This window comes from Streptomyces milbemycinicus, assembly GCF_002154605.1.
In the GTDB taxonomy this organism is placed as follows: domain Bacteria; phylum Actinomycetota; class Actinomycetes; order Streptomycetales; family Streptomycetaceae; genus Streptomyces; species Streptomyces milbemycinicus.
Genome location: NZ_MUNE01000376.1, coordinates 1 through 20,717 on the forward strand (window position 1 = coordinate 1; position 20,717 = coordinate 20,717).

The 20,717-nt window shown below is 71.9% G+C and carries 19 protein-coding genes; 6 read left to right on the forward strand and 13 right to left on the reverse strand.

Translation table 11 applies throughout. From position 1 onward, the window contains the following. The 7 genes from CCN51_RS28685 to CCN51_RS28715 all read right to left on the reverse strand — a co-directional run. On the reverse strand, positions 1-736 hold a 736-nt coding region (locus CCN51_RS28685), incomplete at its 3' end, for a hypothetical protein (RefSeq protein ID WP_086860239.1). Positions 737-1,061: 325 nt separating this feature from the next. Beyond that, complete coding sequence (locus CCN51_RS28690; protein WP_014174602.1) at positions 1,062-2,594, reverse strand: hypothetical protein; 1,533 nt, start codon at positions 2,592-2,594, stop codon at positions 1,062-1,064. A gap of 152 nt (positions 2,595-2,746) precedes the next feature. Then, complete coding sequence (locus tag CCN51_RS28695) at positions 2,747-3,766, reverse strand: DUF2891 domain-containing protein (RefSeq protein WP_014174603.1); 1,020 nt, start codon at positions 3,764-3,766, stop codon at positions 2,747-2,749. A gap of 38 nt (positions 3,767-3,804) precedes the next feature. Next, a complete protein-coding gene (gene pcp, locus CCN51_RS28700; RefSeq protein WP_043489406.1) occupies positions 3,805-4,449 on the reverse strand; it encodes a pyroglutamyl-peptidase I in 645 nt (214 codons plus the stop codon). A 94-nt stretch (positions 4,450-4,543) separates the two neighbouring features. Continuing rightward, positions 4,544-5,512, reverse strand: coding sequence for a DUF979 domain-containing protein (locus tag CCN51_RS28705; RefSeq protein WP_014174605.1), 969 nt, complete (start codon positions 5,510-5,512; stop codon positions 4,544-4,546). Next, positions 5,509-6,231: a DUF969 domain-containing protein gene (locus CCN51_RS28710; protein ID WP_014174606.1), complete on the reverse strand. Its 723-nt coding sequence runs from the start codon at positions 6,229-6,231 to the stop codon at positions 5,509-5,511. The genes CCN51_RS28705 and CCN51_RS28710 overlap by 4 nt, the downstream gene beginning before the upstream one ends. A gap of 125 nt (positions 6,232-6,356) precedes the next feature. After that, the gene (locus tag CCN51_RS28715) at positions 6,357-7,079 is read right to left on the reverse strand and encodes a GntR family transcriptional regulator (protein ID WP_014174607.1); all 723 of its coding nucleotides are present in this window, start codon (positions 7,077-7,079) and stop codon (positions 6,357-6,359) included. 116 nt (positions 7,080-7,195) lie between these two features. On the opposite strand from CCN51_RS28715, the gene CCN51_RS28720 reads away from it, so the two are divergent. Genes CCN51_RS28720 through CCN51_RS28730 form a run of 3 tightly spaced genes read left to right on the forward strand, consistent with a single transcriptional unit; the run spans position 7,196 to position 9,536 of the window. Beyond that, on the forward strand, positions 7,196-7,963 hold the full coding sequence (locus CCN51_RS28720; RefSeq protein WP_014174608.1) for a LamB/YcsF family protein: 768 nt from the start codon (positions 7,196-7,198) through the stop codon (positions 7,961-7,963). Continuing rightward, positions 7,960-8,670 carry a 5-oxoprolinase subunit PxpB gene (gene pxpB / locus CCN51_RS28725; RefSeq protein ID WP_014174609.1) on the forward strand — a complete coding sequence of 237 codons (711 nt, stop codon included), beginning with the start codon at positions 7,960-7,962 and terminating at the stop codon, positions 8,668-8,670. Before CCN51_RS28720 ends, pxpB begins: the two co-directional genes overlap by 4 nt. Beyond that, positions 8,667-9,536 (forward strand): 5-oxoprolinase subunit C family protein, encoded by an 870-nt coding sequence (locus CCN51_RS28730; protein WP_014174610.1) that lies wholly within the window; start codon positions 8,667-8,669, stop codon positions 9,534-9,536. Before pxpB ends, CCN51_RS28730 begins: the two co-directional genes overlap by 4 nt. A 23-nt stretch (positions 9,537-9,559) precedes the next feature. Here the strand turns inward: CCN51_RS28730 and CCN51_RS28735 are convergent, their stop codons facing one another. Next, positions 9,560-10,255, reverse strand: a complete 696-nt coding sequence (locus CCN51_RS28735) for a TetR/AcrR family transcriptional regulator (RefSeq protein ID WP_014174611.1) — start codon at positions 10,253-10,255, stop codon at positions 9,560-9,562. A 140-nt stretch (positions 10,256-10,395) separates the two neighbouring features. Here CCN51_RS28735 and CCN51_RS28740 point away from each other — a divergent pair, with 140 nt between their 5' ends. Beyond that, positions 10,396-10,902, forward strand: coding sequence for a nitroreductase family deazaflavin-dependent oxidoreductase (locus CCN51_RS28740; RefSeq protein ID WP_014174612.1), 507 nt, complete (start codon positions 10,396-10,398; stop codon positions 10,900-10,902). Between the two features lie 51 nt (positions 10,903-10,953). On the opposite strand, the gene CCN51_RS28745 is transcribed toward CCN51_RS28740, so the two are convergent. After that, a complete protein-coding gene (locus CCN51_RS28745) occupies positions 10,954-12,183 on the reverse strand; it encodes a geranylgeranyl reductase family protein (protein ID WP_014174613.1) in 1,230 nt (409 codons plus the stop codon). A 171-nt stretch (positions 12,184-12,354) separates the two neighbouring features. Here CCN51_RS28745 and CCN51_RS28750 point away from each other — a divergent pair, with 171 nt between their 5' ends. Next, complete coding sequence (locus CCN51_RS28750) at positions 12,355-13,791, forward strand: dipeptidase (protein WP_014174614.1); 1,437 nt, start codon at positions 12,355-12,357, stop codon at positions 13,789-13,791. 306 nt (positions 13,792-14,097) lie between these two features. Here the strand turns inward: CCN51_RS28750 and CCN51_RS28755 are convergent, their stop codons facing one another. From CCN51_RS28755 to CCN51_RS28770, 4 genes are all read right to left on the reverse strand, one after another. Beyond that, positions 14,098-15,132: an NUDIX hydrolase gene (locus CCN51_RS28755; protein WP_014174615.1), complete on the reverse strand. Its 1,035-nt coding sequence runs from the start codon at positions 15,130-15,132 to the stop codon at positions 14,098-14,100. Positions 15,133-15,268: 136 nt separating this feature from the next. Next, a complete protein-coding gene (locus CCN51_RS28760; protein ID WP_043489417.1) occupies positions 15,269-16,195 on the reverse strand; it encodes a carbohydrate ABC transporter permease in 927 nt (308 codons plus the stop codon). A gap of 8 nt (positions 16,196-16,203) precedes the next feature. Beyond that, positions 16,204-17,118 carry a carbohydrate ABC transporter permease gene (locus tag CCN51_RS28765; RefSeq protein ID WP_014174617.1) on the reverse strand — a complete coding sequence of 305 codons (915 nt, stop codon included), beginning with the start codon at positions 17,116-17,118 and terminating at the stop codon, positions 16,204-16,206. A gap of 12 nt (positions 17,119-17,130) precedes the next feature. Continuing rightward, entirely contained in the window at positions 17,131-18,414 is a 1,284-nt protein-coding gene (locus CCN51_RS28770; RefSeq protein ID WP_014174618.1) for an ABC transporter substrate-binding protein, read from the reverse strand. A 258-nt stretch (positions 18,415-18,672) separates the two neighbouring features. Here CCN51_RS28770 and CCN51_RS28775 point away from each other — a divergent pair, with 258 nt between their 5' ends. Next, positions 18,673-20,673, forward strand: a complete 2,001-nt coding sequence (locus tag CCN51_RS28775; RefSeq protein ID WP_245881702.1) for an NPCBM/NEW2 domain-containing protein — start codon at positions 18,673-18,675, stop codon at positions 20,671-20,673. The last annotated feature ends 44 nt before the right edge of the window (positions 20,674-20,717 follow it).

Below are 20,717 nucleotides of genomic sequence, written 5' to 3' on the forward strand. Positions count from 1 at the left end.
CCGCCATGTCGCGCACCTGAAGCTGATAGCGGGCGGTCGTGCGGTACGCGCCTCCCGCGTCGTCCCCGGTGCGCTGGAGAAATCCGGAGTCGACGAGGAAGGCGACGGCCTTGCCGACGATGCCGGTCGTCGAACCGGCGAGCCGCCGCGCGTCCTTGGTGGCGCCGGTGGCACTACGCCGCGCGTACACCCGCCAGGCGGCCTCCAGGCCGGGTGCGTCGGTGGCCGGGTCGGTGTTCTCCCCTTCTTCCTCGGCGCGCTCCTCCAGGCGGCGGCAGGCCTGCCGGACGAAGGCGTCGATGCCGTTGACCGTGACCCGGCCGATGTAGCCGTCGTCGGCAAGGTCCTCGGGGCGTGGGAAGGCCATGGCCGCCACGGCGAGATGGGCGAGGCCGTGCAGAAAGCGGTCGGCGGAGTCGGTGGAGGCCCGGCGGGCGTAGTCGCCCATACGGACGGCGAAAACGGAGTCCTCCGCGGCGGCCACGGCCATCCCGGCCCGGGTGGAGACTTCGAGCACGATCAGGCCGAGCCCGGCGGCCACGGCGTCGGCCAGCCGCGCGAACGCCGGGTCGTCGCGGTGGCGGCGCAGCAGCTCGGCGTACTCGACGTCACGGGCGGGCAGCAGCTTCGGCTGCAGCCCGAAGGCGACCAGACGCGCCGCGTCGGCCGCGTCGGCGGGCGTGAAGGGAGCGGCGCCTTCCGCCGCCCCCGACACTCCCGCCGGGCCCGCACCCAAAACGCCCGGCGCGCCCGACGCGCCCGACGCGCTCTGCGCCGAGGACGTCAGCTCCGGCTGCGCGCCGTCTGTGGGGTCGTACTCGCTCACGGGTGAAGCTCCTTGTGGGCCGCGGCCTGGTCAGGGTCGCGGGTCGCGGTAAATCCGGTGGCGCCGGCCTGCGCCGTCTGGGTCGCTCGCCGAAGCGGAGGCGGTGGAGGGTGCTGCCCGGCGGGGCGAGCGGCCGCCCTGCGGCAGGCCCCCACGCCGTCGCCCACTCGCGCGCATACACGCGGCGGCCCCGGCGCCGCTACGGCCGGGCCGCCACGCCTGCCCAACGCGCGCACTACGCCACCTCCGCGCGGTCCGCCGCCATCCCGGCCGCGTCCAGCAGTGCCATGCCCAGTATCAGGTCGGCGCCGCCGAACTCCGGGTCGTCCAGCTCGGTGCCGTCGTCGACGGCGAACAGCAGCCGCTCCTCGCCCTGGCGGTAGGCGGTGCCGACGGGCGGGCTCGCGGCGTGGACGGCCAGCAGGGCGATGAGGTACGGGAGTTCGGGGTCGCGGCGGCGGGCCTCGGCCAGGAGGCCGGAGAGCCGGCGGGGGGCGTCGGCGGGGAGGTCGAGCAGCTGCATGGCGGACGCCAGCTGCTCCTCGCTGAAGCGGCTGTCGTCGGGGGTGGCGATCAGGTCGGGCTCGGGCATCTCCGCGCCCAGGTGCTCGCGCTCCACGGGCGGGGTCAGCAGCATGTCCACGAGGTCGCCGACGCGCACGGACGTCGGGGTGCGATACCCCGTGCCACGGGCGAAGAAGGCGTCGGTGACGCGGAGGGCGCGGTCCACGGGGAGCGGCAGCAGGGGCGCGAGGAGCTGCCCGTACAGGTCGAGTCCGGCGTGCGCGGCCGGGGTGGCGAAGGCCTGGCGGTCCTGCTCGGCGCGGAACAGCGGTCCGGCCTCCAGCAGCCGGGACTGCAGCTGGGTGTGGCGGCGGATGCAGTCCTTGACTATGTCGACGAGCTCGGCGGCGCGGCGCTTGTTCTCCGCGCTCTCCGCCTCGTCGCGGGCCTTGCGGATGTTGGTCAGGATCGCGTTCTCATGGCGGTAGCGGTCGGCGACGTGGTCCAGGGCCTCGCTGATCAGGTCGGGGACCGTACGCAGCCAGTCGACCGCGCGCACATTGCGCCGGGTGGCGTCGAGGGTGCGGCGCAGCGTCTCGGAGTACTGCACGGTGCGGTAGCGGGCCTGCTCGGCGGCGAGTTGGGCGTCGGCGAGGCGGCCGCGGCTGATCAGCACCTCCAGCTTCACCTCGGCGGCGATCTGGGCGCTGGTGACGTCCGTGTCGAGCGCTCCGACCAGGACGTTGACCGCCTCGTCGGTGGTGCGCAGATAGACGCTGCCGCCGGGCCCGGGCACCTCCTCGACCAGTTTGAAGTCGTAATCGCGGCGCACATAGACGCCGTCGGGGCCGAACGTGCCGTAGACGGCCCGGAAGCCGCGGTCCACACTGCCGACGTTGATCAGGTTTTCCAGCACCCAGCGGGCGACTCGCTCATGCTCGGCGGTGGGCCGGTCCGGGGCCTGCGCGCCGACGCGGGGCAGCAGCCTGGCCACTATCTGCTCGTGGTCGGCGCCGGTGTCGAAGTCCATGTTGAGCGTGACCAGGTCGATCGCGGCGAGGGCGACCTCCGCCATCGCGTACACCGAGTACTCGCCCGCGAGGCTGCCCTTGCGCGCGTCGAGGTCGTGCAGCGGCGCGGTGCAGGCGAGCGCGCGCAGCCGCCGGGCCAGGCCCTCGTCTGCGGCCGGACCCGGGGCCGGGCGTGCGGCCCCGGCGTACCCGTTGAGCTGGGGCGCGGCGGCTCCAGGCGGTGGAGAAGTCACGTCGCACAGATTAGGCGCTCGCACCGACAACGGACGAAACGGCGCGGAGCGGCCGGGCACGCGGACGGATCCATCAGTTTACGACGCCTCCGGAGCCGCTGTGCGTACCCCTGTCGGCCGCTGCGCGGACCTGCTGCGCGGACCTGCCTTCGTCAGCCGCCGGGCGGGCCCTCGTCCAGGGCGAGCGTCGCGAAGGTGGCGAGCCAGTGGTCGCCGGTGAAGTATCCGGAGACCACGTAGGGCAGCCCGGCGGCGAGGTGGTCCTCGGCCGCCGATATCAGGACAGGGCCGCGCGGATCGCCCTCGGGCAGCGCCGCGGCGATGCGGCGCAGCGCGGCGGCCCTGCTGAGCGAGAGCCCGATGAGATGGCCGATCTGCGGGTCGGTGGGGTCGGAGACGACCGGCGGGGTGAGCAGCGGGGCGGGGGCGCCGCGTTCGATGCCGGGCAGGAAGCCGTCCAGCCAGCCGGCGAACCTGGTCCGCGGGAGCACCCGGCAGACCGCCTCGGCTTCGGTCAAGGCGGGTGAGAGGAAGTCCTGTCCTGAGGGCTCCCAGTGGGCCGGGGCGTCGTGGTCGTCGCCGAACCAGCGGACGACCGCCGCCACGACCGGTTCGGTGAGCGCCGCCCGCCCGGCCGCGGCGGCGCTGTCCAGGATCAGGCCGAGGGCGAAGGCGCTGTTGGTGTGGACGCCGTGCCGGACCGGGTAGGTGGCCCGCCGGAGCCAGTCGTGCAGCAGCGCCTCGACGGCGGCGGCCGCCGGCTCCAGGGCCGCCGCCCAACCGCTGCCCGCCGGGCCCAGGGCCCGGCATTCGGCGCTCAGCGCCAGCAGCCAGGCCCAGCCGTAGGGCCGCTCGAAGGACGGATGGGCGCGCAGATAGTCCGCCTCGGCCGCCAGGTGCGCGGCCGTGAGGTGACGGTCCAGCACCTCGGTCACCTCCTCGGCGCGGACCCGGTCGGGGCAGCGGCGCAGCAGCCGGACCAGCAGCCAGTGCATATGCACCGAGGAGTGCCAGTCGTACGAGCCGTAGAAAGCGGGGTGGTAATCGCGCGGCGGCGCCAGGTCCTCGGGGCCGTGCAGCAGATGGGCCGGGGCGTACGGGTAGGGCCGGGTCACGTTCGCCGTGGCCACGGCGGCGAATCGGCCGGCGAGTTCGGCGAGTTCCGGGGCCACGGCAGTCCGGGGTGGCGTCGTATCGGGTCGGCCGCTGCTCAATGGGTGGCTCCCTCGGCGACTCGGAGGTCTTCGCGGGTGTTCACGGCCGTGGTGATGATCGCCCGCAGCGCCCGCGCCACCGTGTCGGTGGGCAGCGAGGGCTCGGCCCGGTCCACGACCTGCTCGGGGGCGTACGGGACGTGGACGAATCCGCCGCGCAGGGCCGGCTTGCGGGTGGCTGTCAGGTGGGCGAGCCCGTAGAAGACGTGGTTGCACACGAAGGTCCCGGCCGTCTGGGACACGGAGGCGGGAATTCCGGCCGCCCGCACCGCCGCGACGCACGCCTTGACGGGCAGGGCGGCGAAGTAGGCGGCGGGGCCGCCCGCGACGACCGGCTCGTCGACGGGCTGTCTCCCGGCGTTGTCGGGGATACGGGCGTCGTCCACATTGATCGCGACGCGTTCCACGCTGATGCCGGTGCGGCCCCCGGCCTGCCCCACGCACAGCACCAGATCGGGGTCGGCCTGCTCCACGGCCGCGGCCAGCTCGTCGAGCGCCGTGCCGAAGACACAGCTCAGCCGGGCGGCGGTGACCTGGATGCCGGGCGGGGGCGCGGCGGCGACCAGTGAGACGGCCTGCCAGGAGGGGTTGACGGCTTCGCCGCCGAAGGGCTCGAAGCCGGTGAGGAGCACGCGGGTCACGGGAATCTCGGGGGGCACGTGGATCGCGGCGGGCACGGGAATCACGGGGGTCCTTGGGGTCCCTTGGGTGGTCACTGACGTCACGCGGACCCCCTCAGAAGGCGAAGAGCGAGATGATGACGATGTTGCAGACCAGCAGCGCCCCGGCCGTGGGGATCTGGGCCTTGATGGGCCCGTACTGGTCCTTGAGTTCGAGCAGCGCGGCGGGCACGAGGTTGAAGTTGGCGGCCATAGGGGTCACGAGGGTGCCGCAGAAGCCGGCCAGCATCCCGACGGCGAGGACGACCGCCGGTTCGCCGTGCATCTGCTGAATGAGCACGGGCCAGCCGATGGCGGCGGTCATCACGGGGAACGCGGCGAAGGCGTTGCCCATGATCGTGGTGAACAGGGCCATGCCGACGCAGTAGACGGCCACGGCGACGTACTTCTGGCCGTCCGGCAGCAGCTGTTCAGTGATCTTGCCGACCTGGGTGCCGACCCCGGCGACCTGGAAGATCGAGCCGAGTACGGCCAGCAGTTGGGGCAGCAGCAGCGCCCAGCCCATGGACTCCAGCAGGCCGCGCCCGGCGTGCAGCGGTACGGCGGGGTTGCGCTCGCGGACCACGAACATGGCGACCACGAGACCTGCGATGGCGCCGAAGCCGAGGCCGAGTACGGTCTCGCTGCCCGGCTCCAGGACCGGCTCGCCGCCGACGCGCCAGTGCTTGAGGGCGGAGGCGCAGACCACCGCGACGATCGGGATGGTGAGGGCGGGGATGAACAGCTTGCCGCGCAGCCGCGCGGCGAGCGCGGTGCGCTGTTCGGCGGTGGTGGTGCGCGGGGTGCCGCGCCCAGTGCGGCCGAAGCCGGCCAGGCAGACCATGACCAGCACGGCGAGGCCCAGCGGTTCGGCCGGGGCCTGCTTCTTCACCACCCAGGTGCTGTAGAGGAAGCATCCGCCCAGCAGGCCCCAGAAGGCCGCGGAGCCGAGGCGCTTGGGGTTGCTGCGGTCGACCGCCATCTGTGCGGCCATGGCGAGGAAGACGGCGCCGACGAGCCAGTAGAACCACTCGACCTTGATCACTTGGCATCCTCCGGGGTGCGGTCGCCGGCCTGGGCCGAGCGGGAGGCCGCGGCCGCCAGGTCGCGGTCCAGGGTGCGGTCCAGGCGCAGCAGCCGGGCGCCGTGGATGAGGAAGGCGCATACGGCGGTGGGGATCGCCCACAGCGCCAGCTGCAGGGGCTCCAGGTGGGTGTCGTAGGTCGTGTTGACGAAGCCGGTGATCAGCAGGATCGAGCCGATGGCGAGAAAGCAGTCCTCGCCGAAGAAGAGGCCGACGGTGTCGGCGCTCGCGGCGTACGAGCGGACGCGCTCGCGCACCTGCTCGGGCAGCGGGCCGTGGCGGCGCTCGGCGGCCCCCTCGGCCATCGGCGCGACCATGGGCCGCACGCTCTGCGCCGGGCCGCCGATGCTGGTGAGGCCGAAGGCCGCGGTGAGTTGACGGAGCCCCAGATAGAGGGCGAGGAAGCGGCCGGCGGTGAGTTTGCCGAGCCGGCCGATGAGGACGCGGGCCTGCTCCTGGAGGCCGTTGCGCTCCAGGAGGCCGATGACCGGGAGGGTGATGACGAAGATCGTCACCGAGCGGCTGGAGGCGAAGCCGTTACCGAAGGCCGCGAGGACTTCTTGCGGCGAGAGCTTGCCCAGCAGCCCGGTGACGATGCCGGCGATCCCCACCACCAGCAACGGGTTGCGTCGGGTGGCGAATCCGAGGACCACCACCAGGACGCCGAGGAGAACGATCATGTCCCGCCTTCCGTGAGCAGGACCTCACGAGCGACGCCGTGAGGAAGAATGCACCGGAGGCTAGGCGATCGTTGAACGATCCGACAAGACTTCGATACGCAGTTGTTCCTCGCCCCGGGGATCGTTTACGACTCGGAAACCCGCCGCGCATAGGCGTCGGACAGCTGGAGCCGGGAGTCCTCGAGATAGGAGGCGAGCAGCCGCTCGGCCTCAAGGGCGTCCCCGGACTGCAGCACCTCCAGGATGTGCCTATTGCGGACCAGATACGGCGCGTAGAAGCGTCGCGGGTCGTCCATGACGTGGAAAACCAGACGGAGTTCGGCCAACACGCCGCGCATCAGCTCATCGGCGCGCGGGCTGCCGGCGAGCGCCACGACCCCCTGGTGGAAGCGGATGTTGGCGGTCGACAGGTCCTGCCAGGCCCGCGCCTGCGCGGCGCGCTCCCCGGCCAGGACGGCCGACTCGACCGCCTCCAGCGGGTACGGCGGCTTCCCTAGGCCGCGTACGGCGCCGCACTCCACCAGCGCGCGCACGCGGTAGATGTCGTTGAGGTCGTCCACCGTCACGACGCGTACGAACACGCCGCGGTTGAGCTCGTGCACCAGCAGCCGCTCGTGCGTGAGCAGCCGGAACGCCTCCCTGAGGGTGTTGCGCGAGACACCGAGCGCCCCTTTGACGCTGTCCTCGGACAGCCGGGTGCCGGGCGGGAAGAACCCTTCGGCGATGCGGTCGCGCAGGACGTCCGCGACGCGCTCGGCGGTGCTCGTCCGCCCCAGGAGTGCGCGGTCGCCCTCCAACTCGACCAGTGAGGACGCCTCCGCAATCCGCCGATCCGCCCCGTTTTTCACCCTTAATCCCCTTCGCCGCTTCTGAATCCCGTATGGCGAGAAGTCAATCCCAGAACCCCTCCGGGAACAACATTCTTCTTGTCGGATCGTTCAACGATCGCCTACGTTGTCTTGCCATGACGGACCCGACCATCGATCTCAACGCCGACCTCGGCGAGGGCTTCGGCCGCTGGCAGCTCACCGACGACGACGCCCTGCTGTCCGTCGTCACCAGCGCCAACGTCGCCTGCGGCTACCACGCCGGCGACCCCTCGACCATGCGTCGGGTATGCGAGCTGGCCGCCGAGCGCGGTGTGCGCATCGGGGCACAGGTCTCGTACCGGGATCTGGCGGGCTTCGGCCGCCGCGCCATGGACGTACCGCCGCGTGAGCTGACCGACGAGATCGCCTATCAGATCGGCGCCCTAAGGGTGTTCGCGCGCTCCGCGGGGTCGGATGTGGTCTACGTCAAGCCGCACGGCGCGCTGTACAACCGCTGCGTACACGATGAGGCCCAGGCCGCCGCGGTCGTCGAGGGCATACGGCTGGCCGCCGACGCCCCGCTGCCCGTCCTGGGGCTCCCCGGCTCCCGGCTGCACGAGGCGGCCGGCGCGGCCGGACTGCCCGTCGTACGCGAGGGGTTCGCCGACCGCGCGTACACCGCGGCCGGGACGCTGGTCCCCCGCTCCGAGCCCGGCGCCGTCGTCACCGACCCGGGCACCATCGTCAAGCGCTCGCTCGCCTTCGCCCGGGACAAGTCGGTGACCTCGATCGACGGCCGACCGGTCGAGGTGGACATACGGTCCCTGTGCGTACACGGCGACACCCCCGGGGCGGCCGATATCGCCCGCCGGGTCCGGGCCGAACTGGAGAGCGCCGGCGTGCGCGTGGAGCCGTTCGTATGACCGGCTCCGGCGGGCGAGTCCGCGTGCGCGGCCTGCCGGTCGGGGACCACGCGCTGCTGCTGGAGGTGGACACCGGCGAGGCCGCCCTGGCCCTCCACGCCGAGCTGCTGCGCCGCGCCGAGGCCCGGACGCTGCCCGCGGTACGGGAGATCGTGCCCGCGGCGCGCACCGTGCTCCTGGACGGGGTGGCCGATCCGCGCCGCCTCGCCGCCGAGGTGGCCCGGTGGGACATCCCCCCGCCGGCCGGCGGCTACGGCGCCACCGTCGAGATCGCGGTGCGCTACGACGGCCCGGACCTGGCCGATGTCGCCGAGCTGTGGGGGGTCGCCCCGCACGAGGTCGCACGCATCCACGCGGCCGCCGAATTCCGAGTCGCCTTCTGTGGTTTCGCCCCCGGCTTCGGCTATCTGACCGGCCTGCCGGAACACCACCACGTACCGCGCCGCGCCACCCCGAGGACCAGGGTCCCGGCCGGCTCGGTCGCCCTCGCGGGCCCGTACACCGGCGTCTACCCGCGCTCCTCCCCCGGCGGCTGGCAGCTGATCGGCACCACCGACGCGGTGCTGTGGGACACCGCGCGCACCCCGGCCACGCTCCTGGCCCCCGGCACCCGCGTCCGCTTCGTACCGGAACGGCCCATCCCGGAACCGCCGTCACAGCAGCCCCTGCCTGCACAGCAGCCCGCACGGAAAGAGGCCTCCACATGACGGACAGCGCCTTCGCGGTGGTGCGGGCCGGCGCGCTGACCACCGTCCAGGACCTCGGCCGGGTCGGCCACGCCCACCTCGGCGTACCGCGCTCCGGGGCGCTCGACGAGCCCGCCCTACGGCTCGCCAACCGCCTGGTGGGCAACCCGGATGGGGCCGCTGCCCTGGAGACCACGCTCACCGGCTGCGCCGTACGGCTGCGCCGCGGCGCGACCGTGGCGGTCACCGGCGCGCCCTGCCCGGTCACCGTGGACGGCCGGCCCGCCGCATGGGGCGCGCCCGTACGGGTGCGCTCGGGCGCGCTGGTGGAGGTCGCCGCGGCCACCCATGGCGTACGCAGCTATCTGGCGTTCGGCGGCGGCGTGGAGGCCGAGCAGGTGCTCGGCAGCCGCTCCACGGATCTGCTCTCCGGCCTCGGCCCGCCCCCGCTCGCCGACGGCGCGATGCTGCGGCTGGGCGCGCCGTACGGCCCGGCGCCTGCCGTGGATGCGGCGCCCTGCCCAGGGCCGCCGCGCGAACTGGTCCTGCCGGTCGCGCTCGGCCCGCGCGACGACTGGTTCACCGCCCGGGCGTTGCGCACCCTGGCGACCGGCGAGTTCCGGGTGTCGGCCGCGAGCAACCGCATCGGGCTGCGCACCGAGGGGCCCTCGCTGGAGCGCGCGAGGGACGGCGAACTGCCCAGCGAGGGCATGGTCCTGGGCGCGCTGCAGGTCCCGCCGGACGGCCGCCCGGTGCTGTTCCTGGCCGACCACCCCACGACCGGCGGCTACCCCGTCGTCGGCGTCGTCCCCGAGGGCCGTCTCGCCGCGGCCGCCCAGGCCGTCCCGGGCACGGCCGTGCGCTTCGCGCCACGCCGTGCCCGGTAGACACCCGCGCTGGACAGGGCCTGCTAGGGGAGGCCGGCCGTACGGCCGAGGGTCGCCACGGCTTGGCCGAAGAACTCCTCGCGCGCCTCGACGATGCCGTTGAACTGACCGAAGAGCTCAAAACTGACCAGGCCGAACAGCTGCGCCCAGGCCGCGACGAACCTCGCGAGCGCCGCGTCGGGCAGCTCGATCCCCAGGGTCCCGGCCAGAGCCCGTGCGTCTCCCCGCACCGCCTCGGGCACCTCGGCCTCCCCGGGGACGCTCAGAGTCCCCGCGGCGTGGGCGTCGCCCACGATGGCGAGCAGGGCCAGGCCCACGCGGGAGGCGGGTACGACGGTGGTCTGGGGCGCCGAGTAGCCGGGCACCGGGGAGCCGTAGATCAGCGCGTACTCATGCGGATGGGCCAGCGCCCACTCCCGTACGGCCCGGCAGACCGCGCTCCACCGCTCTACGGGCTCCTGGCCGTCCGCCTTCGCCAGGGCCGCTTCGGCGCCGGCGCCGAGGGCGTCGTACGCGTCCACGATGAGCGCGGTCAGCAGCTCGTCGCGGCTCGGGAAGTAGCGGTAGAGGGCGGACGAGACCATGCCGAGCTCGCGGGCGACGGCACGCAGCGACAGCTTGGCCGCGCCCTCGCGGGCGAGCTGTCGGCGCGCCTCTTCCTTGATGGCGGCGGTCACTTCGGTACGGGCCCGTTCCCTGGCCCCTCGGATCGCACTCATGGCAGCCAGTCTCTCATCTAGGCGGAGCACCGGCCAACAACAAGAGCAGTGCTCTTGCAACGGCGCACCGCTTCATGCACACTGATCTCAAGCGAGAGCACCGCTCTCGAAAAGGAGCACAGCGAGCACAGGAGGACACCATGTCGGAACACCACATCAAGCCCAGCCGGTTCGACAGCGCCATGAACGCCACCGTCGCCTGGCTCGCCCGGCGCGGGGTGAGCTTCTTCGGCACCGCCGAACTGTCCGTCGTCGGCCGGAAGTCCGGCGAATGGCGGCGGGTGCCGGTCAACCCGCTGTCGCTGAACGGCGAGCGCTATCTGGTCTCCCCCCGCGGCGCCTCCCAGTGGGTGCGCAATATGCGGGCGGCGGGCGGCGGGCGACTGCAGCTCGGGCGCCGTCAGCAGACCTTCACCGCCATCGAGCTGCCGGAGGGCGCGGAGAAGGCCGAGGCGCTGCGCGCCTACCTCGACCGCTGGGGCTGGGAGGTGAAGAGCTACTTCGACGGGGTGACCGCGAAGTCCTCGGACGACGAACTGGCGCGGATCTCGCCGCTCCACCCGGTCTTCCGCATCACCACCGCCGACGCCGACGCCTCCGCCGACGCTCACACCACCGTCGCCGAGGCCCCGGCCACCAAGGCGTGAGCGGCCGACGGAGGGCAGCGGGGCCGCCCGGGCGACGGGCCGGCCGTGCCGCTACCGGCGGTCGAACGCGGTCAGCGCCCGCCGGGCCGCCGGATGGGTGCGGACGATCTCGGCGAGGGTCGTCGTGCCACGCGTGATCTTCGTAAACGCCCGCCACGCCGGCCTGAAGCCCGTGAGCGCCGCGTGGAACATTCCGGGGCGGCGCGCGAACACCGAGTACAGCCGCCGCCCGACCCCCATCTCCACCCCGAGCCCCGCCTTGATCGCAAAGGCGTAGTTCAGGGCCTGGCGCCGGGCGTCGACCGCGTCATGGGCCTCGGCGATCCGCACCGCCCACTCCCCCGCGAGCCGCCCCGAGCGCAGCGCGAAGGAGATGCCCTCCCGGGTCCACGGCTCCAGCAGCCCCGCCGCGTCCCCGCACACCAGCACCCGGCCGCGCGACAGCGGCGAGTCGTCGGAGCGGCAGCGGGTCAGATGGCCCGAGGAGATCCGCGGCTCGAACCCGGCGAGCCCGAGCCGGGCGATGAAATCCTCGAGATAACGCTTGGTCCCGGCGCCCTCGCCACGGGCCGAGATCACCCCGACCGTCAGCGTGTCGCCCTTGGGGAAGACCCAGCCGTAACTGCCCGGCAGCGGGCCCCAGTCGATGAGCACCCGCCCCGACCAGTCCTCCGCCACGGTCGGCGGCACCGGAATCTCCGCCTCCAGGCCGAGGTCGACCTGGTCCAGCTTGACCCCCACATGGGCGCCTATCCGGCTGGCGCTGCCGTCCGCGCCGACCACGGCCCGGGCCAGCACGGTCTCGCCGTCCGAGAGCACCACGGCCACAGTGCGCCGGTCGGGCACGGACGGGCCGTGCTGCTCGACGCGCGCCACCGCGGTGCCGGTGCGCACCTGAGCACCCGCGTCCTTGGCCGCCTCGACCAGCCCGGCGTCGAACTCGGGCCGGTTGATCAGCCCGAACAGGGCCTGCTTGGAGCGACGGGTGCGGGTCAGCCTGCCGTTCAGCGAAAACGTCACGGCGTGCACACGCTCGCGCAGCGGGAGTTCGAAACCGGGCGGCAGCGCATCGCGCGTGGGGCCGATGATGCCGCCGCCGCACGTCTTGTAGCGCGGCAGCTCGGCCTTCTCCAGCAGCAGCACCCGGCGGCCCGCACAGGCGGCGGCGTAAGCGGCGGACGCACCCGCCGGGCCCGCCCCCACCACCACGACGTCCCATACCGACTCGTCCGCCGGCTCCGCCGGGGAGGCCCCGTTCCGGGCCGCGTTGTCGCTGCTCACGTGTGCTTCCGCTCCCACTCGACCGACCTGATCGCCCTGCGCCACCTCCGCCGCGGGCCACCGTCGCATCCTACGGCTCACCAGCGGGTGACCCCGCTGTGGGATGATCGGCAGCACATCATCAAGCCGTACATACGTGCCATCGCGCGCATCCCACAGGAGCGTCCCCACATGGAGCAGGCACCTCACGCCCGATCCGACGGCCCCGCGGCCACCGCCCCGGCCGACCGCCGGGCCATCGCCGCCACCGTCGCCGCGCTGCAGCCCCGCGCCAAGGCCGAACTGGCCGAGCTCGTGGCCTTCAAGTCGGTCGCGGACCCGGCGCAGTTCCCCAAGAGCGAATGCGAGGCCGCCGCGCGATGGGTCGCCGACGCGCTGCGCGCCGAGGGGTTCACGGACGTGGCGCTGCTGGACACCCCCGACGGCACCGAGTCGGTCTACGGCTTTCTGCCCGGCCCGGCCGGGGCTCCGACGGTGCTGCTCTACGCGCACTACGACGTCCAGCCGCCGCTGGACGAGGCCGCCTGGATCTCGCCGCCTTTCGAGCTGACCGAGCGCGACGGGCGCTGGTACGGGCGCGGCGCCGCCGACTGCAAAGGTGGCTTGATCATGCACCTCACCGCGCTGCGCGCGCTGGGGCAGCACGGCGGGATCCCGGTGAACGTCAAGGTCATCGTCGAAGGCTCGGAGGAGCAGGGCACCGGAGGCCTGGAGCGCTACGCGGAGGCGCACCCCGAGCTGCTGACCGCCGACGCGATCGTCATCGGGGACACCGGCAACTTCCGCTGCGGGCTGCCGACGGTCACCGCGATGCTGCGCGGCATGGCGCTGCTGCGGGTCCGGGTGGACACCCTGGAAGGCAATCTTCACTCCGGCCAGTTCGGCGGCGCCGCCCCGGACGCGCTCGCCGCGCTGATCCGCATCCTGGACTCGCTGCGGGCCGAGGACGGCTCCACGACAGTCCAGGGTCTGGCGGCCGACGGGACCTGGGACGGACTCCAGTATCCGGACGAGGACTTCCGCAAGGACGCCAAGGTCCTGGACGGGGTCGAGCTGATCGGCTCGGGCACGGTCGCCGACCGCGTCTGGGCCCGCCCCGCGATCACCGTCCTGGGCATCGACTGCCCACCGGTCGTCGGCGCCACCCCGTCGGTGCAGGCGAGCGCGCGGGCGGCGGTCAGCCTGCGGGTGCCGCCGGGCGTGGACGCGAGCCGGGCAGCCGAACTGCTCACCGCCCACCTTCAGTCCGCCGCGCCCTGGGGCGCGCGGGTCGCCGTCGAACAGGTCGGCCAAGGCCAGCCGTTCCGTGCGGACACCACCAGCCCCGCGTACACGGCGATGGGGCGGGCCCTGAGCGAGGCGTACGACGGGCAGGAGATGGCGATCGCGGGCGCGGGCGGCTCGATCCCGCTGTGCAACACGCTCGCCTCGCTCTACCCGGAGGCGGAGATCCTGCTGATCGGGCTGAGCGAGCCGGACGCGCAGATCCACGCCGTCAACGAGAGCGTTTCGCCACAGGAGCTGGAACGGCTCTCGCTCGCGGAGGCGCTGTTCCTGCGCTCTTACGCGGACGAGGCCGCGGATACGGTGGCCGCCCCGACCCGGTAGCCGCGGCGCGGGGCGTCCGCTGAGCCGACGTCATGCTCCCGCGAGGCGGAAGGCCCACCGATGCCGCCGGCCCCGGCCTCGACCGGCCGCAGCCCCGAACCAGGGCCGGGAGACCCGGGCCGGACCAGGTCGCCCCGGGCCGGACCGGGGCCGGGAGCCGCCGGACCAGGCGGCGGGCTCGGCGCCGGACCGGACGGCGGGCTCGGCGCTGGACCGGACGGCGGGCTCGGCGCCGGACCGTAAGCCGCCCCGTACCGCGGCGCGGGACAGGCGCCACGGAGCCATACCGAGCCCGTCTCCCTGCGGTCAGCCCGTCGGCGTCCCCGCCTCGAGGTACAGCGGGCGCCCCTGCTCGCGGGCGCGCAGGGCCCACCGCAGTCGGCTCAGCCGTACCGGAGGCAACAGCTCAGCGGCCTCCCCCTCCGTGACGAAGCGCCAGGCGCGCAGTTCGGAGGCCGGGAGGAGGACGTCGCGGGCCGCCTCGGCGGTGAGCCGTCCGCCGTCGAAGAGCAGCCGCAGGCCGCCGTAGCCGGGCGGGCAGGGCTGCTCCCAGTCGACGACCAGCAGCCGCAGCGGCTCGGCCGGCCTGAGGCCCAGTTCCTCGACCACCTCCCGGACGCCGGCGTGGGTGGGCGGTTCGCCGGACTCGACGACGCCGCCGGGGAACTCCCAGCCGGGCTTGTATGTGGGGTCGACGAGCAGCACCCGGTCGTCCTCGTCGAAGAGCAGGACCCCGGCCGCCAGGGTCTCGGCTCTGGGCTCCGGGGTCTGCACGATGTCGCAGCTGCCCGCGCCCTCGCGGACGGCGTCGGCGATGTGCTCGGCGGTCTGCCGGGGGGTGAGCTCGGTGGTGTCCACGACATACGCGTCGTCGAGGAGCCACGGCAGGGCCGAGCGGTAGGGCTCGAGGTGGTCCAGGCACCAGCGGCGGACGGATTCGCTGGCGTCCGCGTCGCCCGGGATGGCCTGACGCTCCGTTATTCGCTCGCGCAGTATCGTTTCATCGGTGTGCAGCAAGACATGCCGCACAGGGATGCGCCGGGCCGCGAAGCCGCCGAAGATCTCATCGCGGTACTCCTGCCTCAGGACTGTCATCGGCACCACCAGCGGGCCGCCGACCTCGGCGATCAGCGCCGCGCCGGTGTCGACGACCAGCCGCCGCCAGGACGGCAGGTCCTGGTAGTCGGACACCTCGTCAAGGCGCTTGCGCGGCAGCATCATCCGCAGGCCGTCGCCGACAAGTTCCGGGTCATAGAACGTGCTGCCCGGCAAGAAGTCCACCAATTCGCGGGCCGCGGTGGTTTTGCCCGCGCCGAACGCACCGTTCAGCCAGACGATCACATTTCCCCCTATTCCATCGCCCCCTGTCAGTTGCCCGCATCACCCTGTTGTGAAAACGCCCGGGGGCAGGGGAGTGACGGATCGCGCCGCCGCCGGGGCGGCGGCGCGGGCCGTCAGCGCACCCCGGAGCCGCACTTCAGCCCTTGCTCGCGCCGAGGGTGAGGCCCGCGATGAAGTGCCGCTGGAGGATCAGAAAGACCAGCACAGTGGGCAGTGCCACGATCACCGAGCCGGCCGCCAGCAGGTTGTAGTCGGTGAAGAACTGCCCGCGCAGATTGTTGAGCGCGGAGGTGATGGGGAGCTTGTCGCCGTCGGAGACGAAGACGAGGGCCCACAGGAAGTCGTTGTACATCCAGGTGAACTGGAGCGTGCCGAGTGCCGCCAGCGCCGGACGGCACAGCGGCAGGGTGATCCGCCAGTACTGGGTCCACACCCCCGCGCCGTCCACCACCGCCGCCTCCAGAATCTCCAGCGGCAGGGTGCGCATGAAGTTTGCCAGGACGAAGACGCAGAAGCCGACTTGAAAGGCGACCTGGACGGCGATCACCGCCCAGTAGGAGTCGTACAGCGTCATCGAGTCCGACATCCAGTACGGCAGGTCGATCTTGGTGAAGATCACATACAGCGGGGTGACGATCACCTGCTGCGGCAGCAGGTTCCCGGCCGTGAAGACCATCAGGAGGATCAGCCCGCCGCGCATCTTCAGCCGGGAGACGGCGAAGGCCACGAAGGAGGCGAAGAAGAGCGTCAGCAGCACCCCGGGCACCGCGATGATGAGCGAGTTGACGAAGTACTTGCTCATGCCCGAGTCGCTGAACGCCTGCTTGTAGTAGTCGAACGACAGATGGCGCGGCAGCGAGAAGTAGCCGTGCTCGGCGGTCTCCTCGTACGGGCGCAGCGAGGCGTAGACGGCCAGCAGCAGCGGGGCGAGGAAGGCGAGCGAGACGGTCATCAGGAAGGCGTGCAGCCCCAGGCGCCCGGGGCGCGTCCGGCGGCGCCCGCCCCGCGCGGGCGTCGCGGGCGCGGGGGTCCGCGCGGGTGCGGTCCGGGCGGATGCGGTCATCCCCTTGGTCATCGCTTTTTCTCCCCTCGCAGCTCCTGGACCAGATAGGTCACGATGAATCCCAGGGACACGGTGAGCAGGACGACGGCGATGGCGGATCCGAAGCCGATGCGGCTGGCCTCGCCGATGATGTTGTCCGTGACAAGCACGGAGAGCAGTTCCAGCCCGTTGCGCCCGTGGTTGATGGCGTAGACGATGTCGAAGGCGCGCAGCGCCTCGATGACGGTGATGACGCCGACGATGACGTTGACCGGCCGTAGCGTGGGCAGCACGACCCGGAAGAAGGTCTGCCGCTCATTGGCCCCGTCGAGGGCCGCGGCCTCCTTGAGCGAGGGGTCCACGGACTTCAGCCCGGCCAGGTAGAGGATCATCACATACCCGGTGTGCCGCCAGGCGGCGGCCAGCAGCACCACCCAGATGTTGAGGTCGGGGTCGCCGAGCCAGTCGACCGGGTCGTCGGTGTTGCCGATAATGGCGTTGAGCACGCCCTGGTCGCGGGAGAAGACCAGTTGCGCGATGAAGCCGACGATGGCGAGCGAGAGCACCACCGGCATGTAGAGGGTGGACTGGTAGAAGCGGCTGAACCGGACGCCCTTGTCGAGGAGTACGGCCAGCAGCAGCCCGAACGGGGTGGCGACGAACCCCAGGAACGCCAGCCACAGCAGGTTGTTGCGGGCGGCCGGCCAGAACGGCGGATAGTCGGTGAACAGAGTCCGGTAGTTGTCGACGCCGACCCAGTGGATATCGCCGATGCCGTCCCAGCTGGTGAAGGACAGACCGATGGAGGCGAGGGTCGGCCCCCAGATGAGGGTGAGGTCGAGCAGTACGGGTATGCCCAGCAGCACGCCGATGACGGCGAGGTCGCGGGAGGAGAACTTCCGCGGGCCCCGCCGCCTGGCACGCCGCGCGGTGGTGTGCGGCACGGCGTGTGTCTCCTAGTCGCTGGTGAAGATGGTCTTCTTCTGGGACTCGATGCTCTTCGTCAGGGAGTCGATGTCGTTCGGGCTGTTGATGAACTGCTGAATGGCCCGGATCATCACCTGGGAGGCGAAGTCGGGGCGGGTGTCGCGGTCCATGAACTGCGAGATCTGCTTCGCGTTGGCGATGAGCTCGACGGCCTTCTTCTGCAGCGTGTTGTACGAGGAGGTGGACGCGCCCTCGTTGACCGCGATGTTGTTGGGGTCCCGTTTGAGGTAGATCTCCTCGGCGGCCGGGGTGGCGAGGTATTTCAGCAGTTCCTTGCCCTGCTTCTGCCGTTTGGACTTCTTGGACAGCAGGAAGCCGTCGATCGGCGCCTCGACCGCGTCCTGGCCGTAGGCGGAGTCGATCTCGGGGAAGGGAAAGAAGTCGAGGTCGTCCCGGTCGGCCTCGGGGAACTGCTGGCCGGGGTGCGGCAGGCCGAAGACCGCCATGCCCGACTTCTTCTTCGCCAGGCTCTGCGCGGCCTCCTGCCAGGTGCGCCCGTTGGCCCCCTTCTGGTGGTACGGCATCAGCCCGCGCCACAGGTCGAAGACCTGCTTGACCTTGGGGTCGGTCCAGGACTCCTTGCCACCCATCAGGGAGATGTGGAAGTCGTAGCCGTTGGCCCGCATATTGAGGTAGTCGAAGGTGCCCATGGCGGGCCAGCCGTCCTTGTCGCCGAAGGCGATCGCGTCCAGGCCGTCCTTGTCCATCCGCTTGGCGAGCGCGCGGTACTCGTCGAAGGTCTTGGGGATCTCGTAGCCGTGCTGCTGGAACACGCTCTTCCGATAGAAGACGGCCCACGGATAGTAGTAATACGGCACGAGGTACTGCTTGCCGTCCTCACCGGTGGACTGCTGCTTGAGCGCGTCGGAGAAGCCCTCGAAGCCCTTCCAGAGGTCACTGATCTCGGCGAGCAGCCCTTGTTTGGCGAAGAACTGCATGCGGTAGCCCGCGAACCACATGAAGACATCGTCCGGGGTGCCCTTGAGATAGCGGTTGATGTTCTCCTGGAAGGACTCGTGGTTGACGGTGTTGACCTTGAGCTTCTTGTCGGACTTCTTCTCGTACGCGTCGAACACCTCGGCGAACGCCTTGCGCGGCACGGCGTCCGAGGCGTTGGACCCTACCTTCACCTCGTCGCTGGGGCCCCCGCAGGCGGTGAGCAGCGCCGGGAGGGCGACCGCACCGGCTCCGACCGCAGTGCCCCGGAGCAGGGCACGACGGGAGATCCGATGTTCTGACGATGACTGTGCCATGTGCCCCTCCAAGGAGGTTCAATCGAACACAACCGAACGCGAGTGAATGGATCACACCCGTCGAACGGGGCCCAGTCAAGGGTTATGACGAGATATCGAACAACCGTTACCGGTTCTCTTCCAACAGACTCCAACAGGGTCTACCGTAAACGACCGCGAGTTACGTGCTTTGACGCAGCGTCACCCCGTCGAGAACGGAGGACCCGCATCATGCGCCATGTCTCTTCCCTGGCCATCCGCCGAAGAATCATCGGAGGAATGGCGGCCGCACTGCTTGGTACGACCGGGGCCGCCGGGCTGACCATCCCGGCCGCCGCCCAGCCCACGACCCATCCCGTCAGCACCGGCGCCAACGCCGCCGCGGCACCGGGCGACGGGCTCGCCCTCACTCCCCCGATGGGCTTCAACAACTGGAACTCGACCCACTGCCGGGCCGAGTTCAACGAGGCGATGGTCAAGGACATCGCCGATATCTTCGTGACCAAGGGCCTGAAGGAGGCCGGATACCAGTACGTCAACCTCGACGACTGCTGGGCGCTGCCCCAGCGCGACGCGGACGGCAAGCTCGTCCCGGACCCGGAGCGCTTTCCGAACGGCATCAAGGCCGTCGCCGACTATGTGCACTCCAAGGGGCTCAAGTTCGGCATCTACACCAGCGCCGGCACCAAGACCTGCAACAGCGCCGGCTTTCCCGGCGCCCTGGGCCATGAGCGGTCGGACGCCCAGCAGTTCGCCGACTGGGGCGTGGACTACCTCAAGTACGACAACTGCAATAACCAAGGCGTGGACGCCAAACAGCGCTATCTCGCCATGCGCGACGCGCTCCAGGCCACCGGCCGCCCCATCGTCTACAGCATCTGCGAATGGGGCCAGAACAAGCCATGGGAGTGGGCCGCGGACGTCGGCCAGCTGTGGCGTACCACCGGCGACATCAGCGACAGCTGGGGCAGCATGCTCTCGATCGCCAAGAAGAACCTCCCGCTCACCCCGTACGCCGGGCCCGGCCACTGGAACGACCCCGACATGCTGGAGGTCGGCAACGGCGGGATGACGCCCACCGAGTACCGCAGCCACTTCTCCCTCTGGTCGATCATGGCGGCGCCGCTGCTGATCGGGACCGACCTGCGCAAGGCCACCCCCGAGACATACGAGATCCTGGGCAACCGCGAGGTCATCGCCGTCGACCAGGACGGACTCGGCAAACAGGGCCAGGTGCTCTCCTCCGGGGGCGGGGGCTGGGTCATCGCCAAGGAGCTCGCGGGCGGCGACCGGGCGGTCGCGCTCTTCAACGAAACCGACCGGCCCCGGCACATCGCCACCACGGCCGCGGCGCTCGGCCTGCCGGAGGCGGACGGGTACCAGCTGCGCGACCTGTGGGAACACCGGAGCTACAACACCGCCGGAGACGTGGCGGCCACCGTCCCGGCCCATGGCACCGCGCTGTTCCGCGTCAGCGCCGACCGGCGCTGGGCCGCCTACCCGCCCGCCGTGGAACTGGGCACCGACGCGGCCGCGCTCGCCGAGGCCGGGACCACCGCCCAGGTCGCCACGGTCGTGACCGACCTCGGCCGCACCCCCGCCCGCCAGGTCTCGGTCCGCCTCACCGGCCCCGACGGCTGGCGCGTCGAGGCCACCTCCCCGACCAGGGCCACCACCCTGCCCACCGGCCGGAAACTGACCACCCGCTGGCAAGTCACCGCACCCGCCGGCACCCCGGCCGGAGCGTACGAGCTGAAGGTCTCGGCGGACTACCGCTCCCCGCGGGGCACCCGGGCCACGGCACAGCTGCCGGCTCCGGTGCATGTGGTGGTGGCCCCGCCCTCCGGGACCTCGTACGCGAGCGATCTGCCGTGGCTGAGCGCGGTCAACGGCTGGGGTCCGGTGGAGAAGGACACCAGCGTGGGCGAGAACGCGGCGGGCGACGGACATCCGATCACTATCGGCGGCACCGTCCACGCCAAGGGCCTTGGAGTGCATGCGCCGAGCGAGGTGACGTACTACACCGGCGGCCGGTGCACGAGCTTCACTGCCCAGGTCGGCGTGGACGACGAGGAGGACGCCGCCGGGACGGTCGCCTTCGAGGTGTGGGCGGACGGCGAGAAGGTCGCCTCGACGGGGACGCTCACCAACGCCGACCCGGCCACGACCGTCACCGCCGCCCTCGGCGGCGCGACGACCGTCCGGCTGGTGACCACCGACGCCGGTGACGACGTGACCAGCGACCACGGGGACTGGGCGGAGGCGGCCTTCAGCTGCTGACGCCGCCGCGCGGGCGGAGCCACCGCGCTCCGCTCCGCGGCGGC